Origin of the sequence: Natrinema sp. HArc-T2, from assembly GCF_041821085.1 — an archaeon.
Taxonomy (GTDB): domain Archaea; phylum Halobacteriota; class Halobacteria; order Halobacteriales; family Natrialbaceae; genus Natrinema.
In genome coordinates this window covers 341,930-355,122 of sequence record NZ_JBGUAZ010000003.1, presented here as the reverse complement: position 1 = coordinate 355,122, position 13,193 = coordinate 341,930, and the positions used below count along the sequence as shown (strand labels likewise).

10 protein-coding genes are annotated in these 13,193 nt (G+C 57.8%); 8 read left to right on the top strand and 2 right to left on the bottom strand.

Annotated elements, in window-relative coordinates; translation table 11 throughout:
* Window positions 1-41 precede the first annotated feature (41 nt).
* On the top strand, window positions 42-170 hold the full coding sequence (locus tag ACERI1_RS09330) for a hypothetical protein (RefSeq protein ID WP_373617847.1): 129 nt from the start codon (window positions 42-44) through the stop codon (window positions 168-170).
* Window positions 171-263: 93 nt separating this feature from the next.
* On the opposite strand, the gene ACERI1_RS09325 is transcribed toward ACERI1_RS09330, so the two are convergent.
* Window positions 264-1,382, bottom strand: coding sequence for a DUF354 domain-containing protein (locus tag ACERI1_RS09325; protein ID WP_373617846.1), 1,119 nt, complete (start codon window positions 1,380-1,382; stop codon window positions 264-266).
* Window positions 1,383-1,635: 253 nt separating this feature from the next.
* Between ACERI1_RS09325 and ACERI1_RS09320 the strand changes: the two genes are divergently transcribed.
* The 3 genes from ACERI1_RS09320 to ACERI1_RS09310 all read left to right on the top strand — a co-directional run bounded on the left by ACERI1_RS09320 (window position 1,636) and on the right by ACERI1_RS09310 (window position 5,631).
* Complete coding sequence (locus ACERI1_RS09320; RefSeq protein ID WP_373617845.1) at window positions 1,636-2,952, top strand: antibiotic ABC transporter permease; 1,317 nt, start codon at window positions 1,636-1,638, stop codon at window positions 2,950-2,952.
* A 177-nt stretch (window positions 2,953-3,129) separates the two neighbouring features.
* Window positions 3,130-4,143 carry a GNAT family N-acetyltransferase gene (locus ACERI1_RS09315; RefSeq protein ID WP_373617844.1) on the top strand — a complete coding sequence of 338 codons (1,014 nt, stop codon included), beginning with the start codon at window positions 3,130-3,132 and terminating at the stop codon, window positions 4,141-4,143.
* Between the two features lie 129 nt (window positions 4,144-4,272).
* Window positions 4,273-5,631 (top strand): sulfatase, encoded by a 1,359-nt coding sequence (locus ACERI1_RS09310; protein ID WP_373617843.1) that lies wholly within the window; start codon window positions 4,273-4,275, stop codon window positions 5,629-5,631.
* A gap of 22 nt (window positions 5,632-5,653) precedes the next feature.
* Here the strand turns inward: ACERI1_RS09310 and ACERI1_RS09305 are convergent, their stop codons facing one another.
* Window positions 5,654-6,784: a WD40/YVTN/BNR-like repeat-containing protein gene (locus ACERI1_RS09305; RefSeq protein WP_373617842.1), complete on the bottom strand. Its 1,131-nt coding sequence runs from the start codon at window positions 6,782-6,784 to the stop codon at window positions 5,654-5,656.
* A gap of 363 nt (window positions 6,785-7,147) precedes the next feature.
* Between ACERI1_RS09305 and ACERI1_RS09300 the strand changes: the two genes are divergently transcribed.
* From ACERI1_RS09300 to ACERI1_RS09285, 4 genes are all read left to right on the top strand, one after another.
* The gene (locus ACERI1_RS09300) at window positions 7,148-8,140 is read left to right on the top strand and encodes a sugar phosphate nucleotidyltransferase (protein WP_373617841.1); all 993 of its coding nucleotides are present in this window, start codon (window positions 7,148-7,150) and stop codon (window positions 8,138-8,140) included.
* Window positions 8,141-8,260: 120 nt separating this feature from the next.
* Window positions 8,261-10,096 carry an MFS transporter gene (locus tag ACERI1_RS09295; RefSeq protein WP_373617840.1) on the top strand — a complete coding sequence of 612 codons (1,836 nt, stop codon included), beginning with the start codon at window positions 8,261-8,263 and terminating at the stop codon, window positions 10,094-10,096.
* A gap of 4 nt (window positions 10,097-10,100) precedes the next feature.
* Window positions 10,101-11,573: a flippase gene (locus ACERI1_RS09290; RefSeq protein WP_373617839.1), complete on the top strand. Its 1,473-nt coding sequence runs from the start codon at window positions 10,101-10,103 to the stop codon at window positions 11,571-11,573.
* Window positions 11,574-11,866: 293 nt separating this feature from the next.
* Window positions 11,867-13,012 (top strand): hypothetical protein, encoded by a 1,146-nt coding sequence (locus ACERI1_RS09285; protein WP_373617838.1) that lies wholly within the window; start codon window positions 11,867-11,869, stop codon window positions 13,010-13,012.
* The last annotated feature ends 181 nt before the right edge of the window (window positions 13,013-13,193 follow it).

Genomic DNA, 13,193 nt, shown 5'->3' with positions numbered 1-13,193 from the left:
TTGGCACTGCCTGTTGTCCTGTTATCTGCTCAGGTTGTGAGATGGTAGCACTGCGAAACGACGAGCAAATCCTGATTCATACTGCCAGACAGAACGACGCGAAGATGGGCCACTCTGCTGTGGCCGTCTACACCGGTGACGGCTACGAATTCGCGATGACTTCGTCTTGACTCCTGTCCGACAGTATCAGTGAACGGCGGGATTTTCTCGAGAATCAAGCGGGCGACGACCGACGACCGTGTCTCAACAGGTGGCCTGTGATATCAATCGCTGCCGACGCCAACAGGTGGCTTCGATTCGGGCGGCGTCCCCCGACTGAACTGGCGGACTGCGTCGAGGTCGTCGACACGACCACGTGCCGTCGCGACGTCGACGAGCAATTCCGTGAGATTCGCCTTGTCCGAGAGGAAGGCGTTTCGTCGCCGCGTCCACTCCTCGTCGATACCCTCGTCGCGAAGCAACGTCGTCGAGAGATCGACGATATCGGCGAAGCGAGCCACGTTGTGAATCAATCCCTGGTTCTCGAGCTCGACGAAGTTCCCCATATCGGAGTCGCCGACAAACGAGTTGGATCGAATCGCCGGTGTCCCGAGCAGCGCCGCCTCGGTGACCATCGTCTGCGTGTCAGCGATCAACAACGTCGCCTCCGCGAGCGCGTCGTGGATGAGGGCGGGATGGAGGTCGAACGACCGTGCCGGGAGGCCCTCGAGATCGACATCCTTGCCCTCGTCGGAGACAAGGATCGTCGCGTCGTCGCTCAGTCGCTCGATGAGCTGGTGGCACTGCTCGTGGGTGATTCCGTCTTTGCCCACGTCGTGTTGTGAGCCGAACGCGTTGAGTCGGAGGATCACGTACGGTTCGTCGGGGGCGACGCCGAGTCGGTCACGAATCGAGGGGTTCGATTCGTAGATCTCCGGATGGAGATACGCGCACTCTTTCAGGCCCGAAAACACGTAGTGGTTCTCCCCGAGGTCCTTCTGGAACGTATTCGGTGTGAGGATGGCGCGAGCGAACGGCGTCGAAATCGCGTGGTCGAACGACGCCGGTTCGGAATCGATGAGCAACACCGTCGGCGTTCGGACCATCGCACCCGTATGTGCCGCATATCCACCCATTCCGAAGATCAGATCCGGATCGAACCGCCTCGCCTGCCGGATCGCGCGGACGTAGTGAGCCGGCAGGCGACTCAGCAGCGACTGTTTCGACGTCCCACAGTAGCCGTAGACCTCGTAGGGCAGATCGTACCACTCGAGGAGGTCAGTCGTGCAGGTGTAATCTCGAGCGAGGACGCGGACCTCGTGGCCGTCATCACGCAGGGACCGGACGGCGTGTTTGTACAGGTGAACGTGTGCTGGCGTGTTCGTGAAGAACAGATATCTCATCTTGGAAACCACCCGTTCCGTGACGGAGAATGATATAATCAACCACAATTGTTATCTCGCTCATACCAGTTCGACAGGGACAGTTCACAATACCGGTTGTAACTGGTTACCGACACAACTGTCGGAGTGGCTCGCGGGTGTATCCGAACTGACTTCCAATCGGCAGCATCAGCCACGCAAGTCGGTTTACTCGCGTCGTGGCGTCTCGGTAGTCATCATATACTAATGGCGATACGTGTCCAGACGACGATAGATGCAGTTCGAAGAGATTCCGTGGCTCGACGTCCAGCGGCTTTCGAGTACCGCTCCCACATCACCGACAGCACAGACCAGCCAGTCGACGGCGAGATCAGGCCCAGACGCGACCGTTCATCCGACTGACCGCTACCTGTCCGTGCTCGAGTCAACGCTCGAGTATGCTCGCAAGCGAGACTACGTTGGGCCGGATTACGGCGATGGAATGAGCAGCGCCCTCCTGCAAGCACTGCCAGTCGAAAACAGATGGCTCAACATTGCCGTCCAAGAAACCGTCAAACGAGCCCCCGTCGACGTTAGACCGCTGCTCCGCGTCGAACCCCGACGAAACTACAAAGGGGGTGCCCTCTTTTCGATGGCGAATCTAAACTATGCCAAACTGCGAGCCGAACAGGACGCAGCGAGTGACCCGGAATTCGATCCGCTTGCCGAAACGAAACGCCTCGCGGACTGGCTCGTCGAGGAACAGTGTACTGGATACAGTGGCTTCTGTGGGGGCCATCGTCACGAAATCCAGCACTTCCATACGAAAGGGGTACCGAACGATCCCGATATCGTGTCGACCGCATACGCGGTGAAAGCGCTGTTGCGTGCCGCCCGACTCGACGAGGAATACGCGGAGATCGCACGCACTGCCACCTCGTTTCTGGTCGATGAGCTAAACTACCGGGAAGTGCCCGAGGGTGCGAAGATCGATTATCACCTGAATCACCCAGACGACTCCTATACGCTCAATTCAGCTGCAATCGGTGCGGGAATGCTCGTCGACCTCTACGAGTACTTCGGCGACGACACACTCCGCGAGCGAGCGACGAAGATCCTCGACCACGTCGCTGCCCAGCAGACCGAACGGGGTGGGTGGCCCTATCGAATTCCGACTTCGGCGTCACACCTCTCGATGGATAGCCACCACAACGGATTCATCATCGAGTCATTCCAGCGCTACCGCGACGTCGTCGACGTGGATCGATACACCGACACGCTGTCGTCAGCCCTCGAGTTCTACCGGAGCGAACTGTTCGAACTGGACGGGGCACCCAACTTCGACGAAAAAAACGCTTATCCCCGCGATATCCACGCCAGCACGCAGGGGATGCTGGTGTTTACCAGAGAGGAGGATCTCGAGTTGGCCGATCGAATCTTCCGGTGGGTCCTCGCGAACCTGCAGGCAGATGAAGGACGCTTCTACTACCGGAAGTACCGCCACCACACGAAGCGGGTGACGCTGATGCGGTGGTGTCAGGGATGGATGGCCTACGCATTATCGGAGGTTTTGCTCGCGGCGCAGGACGAAGGGCCACTCGACAATACCTGATTGGCATGTTCAGTGGGGGAAGATTTCCCCACCTTCGGAATTGGAAATCGACGAAGCATCACGACTCGATCGCTGCCGGCAAGCAGTGGAAGACGTATCTGGGAGTTGCTTTCTATGACACTCATCGATCGGTTACTGGGAGAATAACAAGGGCTGTCGTCGGAACAGGAGAGGCGTATGGACGTCAATCGAATCGGACTCGAGGCCTGGCGAGAGGCGCTGCCGGCCGATGGGTACGAAGTGTTCCACGACCCGGACGCGCTCGCCGTCCTCGATGACCACACAGACGCGGAGTTACAGCTATATGGCGCGTACAAGGGTCAGCAGGCGGTCGGACTGCTCCCAGTGTTCGTCAGCGAGCGACCGATCGGTCGAACGGTTCTCTCTCCGCCAGTCTCGTTCAGCGTTCCCCGACTCGGGCCCGTCATCGATCCAAACAGTCCGAAACGCCGGAAGCAAGAGCGGATCAACCAGCAGTTGGCCGAGGCCGTGATCGAGACCGTCGACATCGACACGCGAACAACGCTGTTCCGAATGAGCTGTCCGATCGGGTATACAGATCCGCGGCCATACGAGTGGCAGGACCTATCGCTGACGCCTCGGTTCACATACATCATCGATCTCGAGGACACTACCCTCGAGAACGTTTTACAACGCTTTAGCAAGAGCCTGCGGCGGGAAATGCGCAAGCAAGATGAGATCGATCTCTCGATCGAGACGGAAGGGATCGACGCGGCCATGCGAATCTACGAGGACGTCGTCGCCCAGTACCAGGAGTACGACGATCCAGCCCCGTTGTCGCGGTCGTTCCTCCGGGATCTCCTCTCGTCACTCGATGACGACCGCTGGCGCGTTTACGTCGCGCGAACACCCGACGGAGACTACAAAAGCGGCGTCATCACTCTCTACTCCCCGGATCTCGCGTACTTCTGGCAGGGTGGCGTTACCGCCTCGTACGACGGGATCAGCGTCAACAGCCACCTCCACCGGGCAATAATCGAGGATATCTGTACCGATCCACAACTCGAGTCAGTGACCGGCTACGATCTCGTCGGTGCGAACACCGAGCGCCTCTGTGAATACAAGGCGAAGTTCAACAGCGATCTCCGCCAGTACTACGTCGTCGAGTCCGCGGGCCTCGAGATGTCGCTTGCGAAGTCAGCCTATCAGACACTCGCAAGCATCAAGTAACACCTCGAGCACGCTGTTGCCACGTCGATGCGACGAGAGCCGACGAATCGAAAATCGGTGTGCAACTCCGTTCATTCGAACGGGAGTTAGTAGGTCTGTAACAAAGTCTGTCTTCACGTAGGTAGCGGTATGTCGAACAAACCGGACGTATTGTTCCTGGTACTCGATTCGCTGCGCAAGGATCGCGTCTCTGCCTACGATCACGACCGCGAGACGACCCCTACTCTGTCGGCGCTGTCGACGTACGCGACGCGATACGAGAACGCGTTCACACCGGCCCCCTGGACGCTGCCCTCTCACACGTCGATGTTCACTGGCGTGTTCCCGTCCGAACACGGGGTGACGAATGGCTTTTCCGACGGCATGAGCCGGCTCCCCGAATCCCGGACGACGCTCGCCGAACACCTCTCGGATGCGGGCTACCGCACTGCCGGTTTCTCGAACAATCCGTGGGTCGGTCAGCTCTCCGGCCTCGATCGTGGCTTCGACGAGTTCGTCGAGTGGGACCTCGAGATATCGCGGTCGGAAACCGATGGCGTCCACACGACCCGCGACGACCTCTACTCCCGGCTGCATCCTGCTCTCGGCAAAGCAGCCCGCCAGCCGGTGTTCCTGTTGAAGCGGCGCTTTTTCACCGACAGTCTCGTCAGCCGGGCGAAACGCTGGCTAACCCAGCAGGCCGAGCCGTCGGCACCAACGTTTACCTTCCTGAACCTCATGGAGGCCCACAGTCCATACTTCCCGCCGAAACGGGCCTTCAAGTCGCTCGACCTCGAGCAGCCGTCGACCATCGAACCGCGCGTTCTCAACACGAAACTGCTCGCGTATGTGATGGGGAAATCCGATCTCGCACCAGAGACGCAACGGCGTGTCATGGAGTACTACGACGCGAGCGCGCGTTACCAGGACGAGAAGGTCGCGGAACTGCTCGGGCTGTTACAGCGCGAGGGGCTGTTCGACGACATGCTCGTCGTCGTCTGTTCCGATCACGGGAAGACGCTCGGTGACTATCCGCGGACAGAACGACCGCCCCATTACGTCCGCGATATCAACCTCAACGTGCCGCTGTGGATCAAACGGCCCGGCCAGCGCGACGGCGAGACCGTCGACGACATGTTCGAACTGCCCGATCTATTTACGCTTGTCCGTGACGGTGGCGGCCGGTCGGGACGATACACTCGTGACGTAGCGATGGCTGAGGACTTCATCCCACACGCCGGACGCAAGACGCCTGCCGACATCACTCGGTGGCGAATCGTTGCCGATCCCGAGTACAAGTACGTCCGAAACGACTCGAGTTCGGAGTATCTATTTGATCGGGCGACAGACAAGTTGGTATCCGATCCAGCTGAAGCCGTCCTCAATCAATGCCGTGAAACCCTCTCTGATCGAGTGCAAGCGTTCAATCAAGAGGAAAGCACGGAATCACGCCAACGAAGGATCAACTCTGACGTTCAAGCACAACTCAAGGATCTCGGCTATCTCTAAACGGAATGCCCCGGCAGTGCGGTTACGACTCGAGATCGGCGACGTACTCGGGTGGGTACGAAACGAGTTCGCCGTCGTTTCGCGACGTGTTGTAAGGGTTCGTAACAATACCTCTATCTGGATCCGCCGCCAGAAAGACGTAGGCATTGGCGGTCGGTGCGAGATTCCGTGGGTTCCAGTAGTCAACGAGCATCGATCGCTTCTCGTAAGTGGCGAGTTCGTGCCATGTCGTGAAACCAGTCGCTGCCGACGACGCGAGAACCTTCGCTCGATCTGAATGGACGGCCTGATCGGCGGGACCAGTGCTATCCGTACCGGCCTCCATCGCCGTCGAAACGACGACCCACTGCACTGAGTCGATCGAAACAGACGTCGCATAATAAATCGAGTTCGACGCCTCGTAGAGGATGTCCGGCGATCGGCCCCCGTCAAGATTCGACCGATCGAGTCGTAAGATAGGATTCGTCTCCAGATAGATACTATCCACGCCCCAGATGATCGCGTCGGGAGTAAACGCGAGTTCGACTGCTCGCCACGTTTGACCACCGCTACCGACGGTCTTGAAGTCACCGTCGGAGAGTCGTCCGATCCGACACTCCGAATCCGCGTCGCCTGTCGTCATCCAGAGGTCGCCGGTATAAGGATCAACCTGAATCGAATGGACGTGACGGACCCCGTCGAGTTCGGCGATAGGATCCCACGTCGCGCCCCGATCGGTCGATCGAAGTACCCGCGGTGTCGTCGAGGATGCAAGCGGATATTCTCCGAGATAGATCGTGTCGTCGTGAATACACACACCCGTTGGCAGGACCCCCATCGGGCTCGAGGACTCGGGAAGCGTGAGACTCACTGTCCACGTTTCGCCACCGTCTCGCGAGACGAACACATAATTGTCAGCAGTTGCGAGCAGGTCCGTGTCGGTTATCGGCCAGAGGTTGGCCGACGGGAACCGACCGACAACTCGAGTGACCGCCGATTTCCAGCCCTTCGTCGTCTTGAGACGGTATGAGAGTCCAGTCGCTCCCGTGGCTGAGTCGGGTACAGGAAGCCTCCCGACCGCACTGAACGACCCACTCTCGGTCGACGACTCTCGGAAGACTGTGCGATACCGCGTCCCGTACAGCGTCCCGTCGTAGCATCCATGTAGTCGCATCGGTTTTCTCCGGGTCAGCGTCCCTCAGGTACCGCAAGTTCACTGAAATCACTCCAGAGGGACTGTAAGGGCTATTTAGCTGCGAACGGTTACAATTCGTGTAACACGGTCTTGGTTATGTGCTTGTTTCGATCGCCCGTCCATGCCGATCCGACCGGCGAAGAGACGGCTTTCCGCCGTTCGGTTGACTGCCGCATACGTGGCAGCGTATGAAAAGTAACTCACACGTCTCGAGCCCACGATATCCACGTTACCCTGTCGAACGATCTCCCCCCTCATCACCACCTTGCCTCCCAGACGACCCGATGGATCGTTATCAGAGTCATAACTATACCTTATTTTCAGGTACTACAAAACAGATCTATGAAGGCAATCGTTCTCGCAGGCGGGTATGCGACGCGATTATGGCCGATCACGAGGCATCGCCCGAAGATGTTCCTTCCGATCGGCGACGCAACCGTCATTGACCGGATCTTCACCCAACTCGAGGCGGACGATCGGATCGACGAGGTGTTCGTCAGTACGAACCAGAAGTTCGCGGGTCACTTCCGCGAGTACATCGCCGACAGCCGGTTCGAGAAGCTGACGCTGACGGTCGAGGAGACGACTGCCGAGACCCAGAAACTCGGCGTCGTCGGTGCTCTGGCACAACTGGTCGACCGAGAGGCGATCGACGAGGACACCGTGGTGATCGCAGGAGACAACCTGCTCAGTTTCGACGTGGGCGAGTTCGTCGACTTCTTCCAACGTGCCGCCGCACCCTGCATCGCGGCCTACGACGTGGAAACCGTCGAGCGAGCGTCGTCCTATGGCGTCGTCGAACTGGCGGGCGAGCGCGTGACCGACTTTCAGGAGAAACCCCAGACCCCGAATAGTACCCTCGTCTCGATCGCTTGTTACGGGTTCCCAGCCGAAACGCTCGATCAGCTGGAGACGTATCTCGAGGCGGGGAACAATCCCGACGAACCCGGCTGGTTCGTCAAGTGGCTGCAGGAACGCGAAGACGCCTTTGCGTTCACCTTCGACGACGCCTGGTTCGACATCGGGACACCCGAGAGTTACCTGGATGCATTGGCGTGGTCCCTTGACGGTCGAACGCACGTCGCCGAGAGTGCGACTGTGGAGGGAGCAACGCTCGAGGAGAACGTCCAGGTCATGGCCGACGCAGCGGTGATCGATACGCGCCTTGAGCACTCGGTCGTCTTCCCGAACACGACGATCCGTGACTGCGAGATCAGGTCGTCGATTATCGATCGGGAGACGACTCTCACCGAACTGAACCTGCAAGATGCACTCATCGGGGCCCATACGCGCATCTGCAATGGAGAGGGACCCGCAGATCCGAGATCTGACTAGCGAACTCACGCGCGCTACTCTCGGTTTGACTGGATCTCGTTCAGGGACGTAGAACGGACCTACCCAGTCCCAAGCGATGGATAACAATTGGATGATGAAACACTCCTGAAAGTGAACCAAATGTCACGACAGTCGACAAGTAGAACCGACAGCTATCGACGGGGGCTGCTGGCCCTCGGATTTCTCTCCATCGCCAGCGCCGTACTCGTCGCACGCGCGAACCCGGCGACGGGGTACGAGGTATCGCTGTACGCTATGACGCCACGGGTGGTCTGGATTGGGTTGATCGCCGGGATGGCCAGCGCTCTCTCCGTCGCAGTAGCCTCGATGGCGGCGACGGATCGGGCCACCAGAACCACCGCACTCGGACTCGGCGGACTTTCGATGGTCGCGTTCGTCGGACTGCCGATCATCCGCGGCTATTACTTCTATGGTCAGAACGATTCGCTGACCCACCTCGGGTGGGCAAGCGCGATCCGCGACGGTGCGCTCTCGCCGCTCGAGCTGTTCTATCCGGCCATGCATACGCTCTCGGTGATCGTTCACTCGAGCATTGGGGTTTCGCTCCGTCAGTCACTGCTACTCGTCGTCGTTCTCGCCGCGGTCGTGTTCTTCGTGTTCGTTCCGCTCTGTGTCAGGACGATCGTCCCGTCTCCATCAGCGATCGTCGTCGCGGCATTTTCGGGTTTTCTCCTCTTGCCGATTACCACACTCTCAACACACTTGCACCCTCACGCGATGTCGGTCGCAATCCTCTATGCCGGGCTGTTCGTCTACGTACTGCTGAAATATCTCGTTCCGAACCGTGATGCGTCCCGTGCGGCGCTCAACCGCGAGCGGCGGTCGATCACTGCGATCGGCACTACCCTCGCACTCGTTTCGATGGGGGCCGTCATCTATCATCCGCAATTCGTCGCTCACATGATTATCGTCTTTGCCGGAATCTGTATCGTGAGGTTCATCGTCGCTCGTGTGGGCGGCGGTTCGACGGCGATCGTCGAAACGCGACCACTGTACGGACAGACGATGCTTCTGATCGGTATGTTCTTTATTTGGTCGGCGAACTACGGGTTCTTCTCCGATTTCGTCCGTGATGCGATCATCTCGGCGGCGATGTATCTCGTGGGTGGTCACGGCTCTGCTGGCGAGTCTATCTCGACGCAGGGGGCGTCACTAGCAGCTATCGGTGGCAGTATTGAAGGGATCTTCCTGAAAATCTTCGCTGCCCAAGTCATCTTTTCACTGCTCGCGGGTGGTCTGATCCTGTATACCGTGTTCCGTCGCACGTCGCCAGAGCTACCCAGCGTGACCGCGGTAGCGATTCTCTTTGCGGTGGGATTGATTGGACTCTCCGTCGTCTTCGTCATGTACCTCGTCAGTGAGACGTCGGAGATGTACTTCCGCGTGTTCGGGCTCATGATGGTGTTCGTCACCGTTCTCGGCGCGACTGCATTCCATCTCGGTACCAACTGGTTCGCGCAATACGTTGGTTCGGGAACCGTTACTCCCGTACTGGCAGTCGGACTCTCGCTTTTGCTCGTACTCTCCTTGATCGCCGTCTTCCCGTCACCGTACATCTACAACCAATCGCAGCACGTGACAGAACAGGAGATGCAGGGATACGAAACGGCGTTTGACACGCAAGCCGATGGGATAGGGTTCGTCGGGCTTCGAGATGCGCCGAATCGATACGACGATGCAATATACGGTAACGAGAATCGGTCACATCACCACGGGACGGTAACGGAATCCGATCTTGACGGGTCGTTACAGTACGAGTCGGATCGCTACGCCGTTCTCACGACTACTGACTACCAGAGAGAACTGCTCGCCTACCAGGGACTCCGGTATAGCCGAACTGAACTCTCCTCCCTGCAGACCCAGCGCGGCATCGCTCGAGTACAGTCGAACGGCGAATTCAGGCAGTACCTCGTGACCAACGAAGCACCCGAGTGAGCATATGAGTCTAGCTGCACGTCTCAGTTCCCGGTTTAAGACTGAATTCGCGGGCAGGGTGGTCGCGACTGTCTCGAGTGCGATCATGATGGTGATGCTGGCTCGGCTTCTGAAACCGGACGAATACGGGGTGTTGTTCCTCGCCATGTCCGTTTTCTCGGTTGCTCAAATATTCAGCAAGCTAGGGCTAGCGAAATCTGCTGCTCGATATGTCGCCGATTATCGAGTGACGGACCCTAGTCAGATACCATACATAATCGAACGATCATTCCTGTACAACGGCGTGTCCATCGTGATCGTTTCGATCACGTTCTTGCTCGGCTCGGACGTCATAGCGAGCGCAGTCGGTGAACCCGAACTCGCTCCGCTTCTCGCGTTCGGCTTCGCATTCATCGCGGTCGCTACGCTCACCACGTACTTCCGCATGATCGCCCAGGGTCTGGAGGATATCGGCCTCGCAGCAACGATTCATGCCGTCGATAGGAGTGGCCGTCTCCTGTTTGCCCTCGCGCTCGTTGGTCTCGGGTACGGTGCGCTCGGGGCACTGGGTGGATTCATCACCGGCTCGTGTCTGGCCGCTCTCGTAGGCGGCTACACAGTATACAAAAACCAGTACAGCAACATGCCAAAGGCGTCAGCTATCGATTCGGAAATACCGCGACGAATACTGGAGTACAACGTTCCGCTCACCGTGACGAGCATGTCCGGCAAAATAGACAAAGAGATCGACACGATCCTCGTCGGCTTCTTCCTTAATCCGCTCGCAGTCAGTTTTTACGTTCTGAGCAAGCAGATCGTCGAGTTCCTACAGGTACCGGCAACCGCTCTCGGTTTCTCTATTTCGCCGACCTACAGCAAACAGAAAAACACCGGTGGACTAGACACCGCAGCGACAATGTACGAAGAATCGCTGAAACACGTCCTGTTACTATACGTTCCTGCAGCAGTCGGGATTATCTTCGTCGCGTCGCCAACTATCGAGCTAGTCTTCGGAGCCGAGTACTCGGGTGCCGTTCCCGTCCTCCAGATCCTCTCAGTTTACGTCGTGTTGCAAGCCATTACGAAACTCACCGACAACCCACTGGACTACCTCGGACGAGCGAGAGAGAGAGCGATCGCCAAGATCACCGCATCACTGCTGAACGTCGGACTGAACGTCCTGTTGATCCCAGTAATTGGTGTCGTTGGCGCGGCGATCGCGACGGCCATCACGCACACCTTTTACGTTTTAGTAAAGGTCTATATCGTGTACAAGGAATTACCACTAAACGTGGAACGGTTGCTGTCCGACCTCTCGAAAGTGGGGGTCGTCACCGGCGGCATGACGATCTCGATCTGGCTGTTCTCACCATATATAACCGGAGTGGTTTCTCTCGTCGCAGTCGTTCTCCTCAGCGTCTCAATCTGGATCGTCCTGTTGTTCAGTCTTGGAGCTATCGACGCCACCCTAATACGAAACGCGATCTCTTCGAATTGACCGTTATCGGATATGGGATCGGCTGTCGAATCCCCAACGGGACACTCTGGTTGGAAATTGCTTCGAGTGTATCAGTGGCAGTCAATCGGTGCGGTAACCACGCCCTCTTGGAACAAAGGCACTGTCCAGCGTACCACCCCCGCCGTCGTTTGTCCGTTGAGTGACTGGTGTAGTCCCGATCTCGACTTGAGGTCGATCCCAGTGTACACCTGAGATCAGCGGCGACCCGCTGATGGCTTTGCCGACCTTGGAACACGAAGCGTTCTTCTGGGCTATACGGGAGCACCGTTCTCATGGATATCGGTGGGTCGCATGCGCTGCCAGGACGCATCGAATTCCGTCGTGTAACACTCGCTGCTTGGTCTACGAACGGTGTATCCGAATTGGCTGCTGGCCCGCTCGCGTCTCGAACTACTCTACAGAGACTCTATCTCGAGTCGATACGTAACAGCCGAGTAATTACATCCTTACAATTAGGATCGTTCTACAACCCGGAATCAATGTACTCACTCGGGCAGATTCGACGTGGAGTTCGGCGCGGAATTTCAGACCCATCGATCTTCGCGCGCGAAATCAATCGTCACTACTATCGTTGGCTCACTCATCGTGATTACAACCCGAACGGCGTCAACGTCGTCGACGAGGACTGGGATACTCTGCTCATTCTCGATGCCTGTCGGTACGATATGTTTGAGAGCCAACACAACCTCCCGGGACGATTGGTGAAACGAGAGTCAAGAGGCTCACACACCACGGAGTTCCTCGTGGCGAATTTCGGGAATGAACGCCTTCACGACATAGTGTATGTGACTGCAAGTCCCCAGCTGCACCGCTGGCGTGACAGGATTGACGCGGAGTTTCACGCTGTCGTAAACGTCTGGCGCGAAGAAGGGTGGTCGGACAAACATGGAACCGTCCGGCCTGAAACGATGGCAGAACACGTTCATGAGGCGACAGAGCAGTATCCGAACAAACGGATCATCGGCCACTTTCTGCAGCCACACTACCCGTTCATCGGGGCTGGCGAGAATCTGAATCCTAGAACGTTTGGCAATGAGGAAGAGACTGGCCGGGATATCTGGAACGAGCTCCGAACCGGAAATACGGCTGTTTCGGCGGCTACAGTGTGGGATGCCTATCGTCGAAACTTGGATATCGTGTTGCCGGTTGTACGGGACTTACTGTCTGAACTGTCCGGTCGTACAGTCGTGACATCGGATCACGGAAACATGATCGGTGAGCGGTCATCACCACTGCCGATTACGGAATGGGGACATCCCCCAGGAACGTATACAGCCGAGCTCGTTTCGGTTCCCTGGCTCGTCTACGAAAACGGGCCACGCAAGGAAATCGTCGCTGAAACACCCACTGAAGCTAGCGACGACACAGACGACGACGTCGTTACGGAGCGACTCCAACAACTCGGATACGTCAGCTAGCGGAGTATCCCACTGACCCGTCGTGATCGTGGTACGGATGATCGATATCCGCAGCAACACTAGCTATTCTCGAAGGGATCAACCTCGGGCAGCAGTACACGCTGGTCCAGAGCACCACGAGGGGTAGCCGTATTCCGATCGCGCCAGTGAGCAAAAGACCGCCGGTCGCTCACAGCCGTCG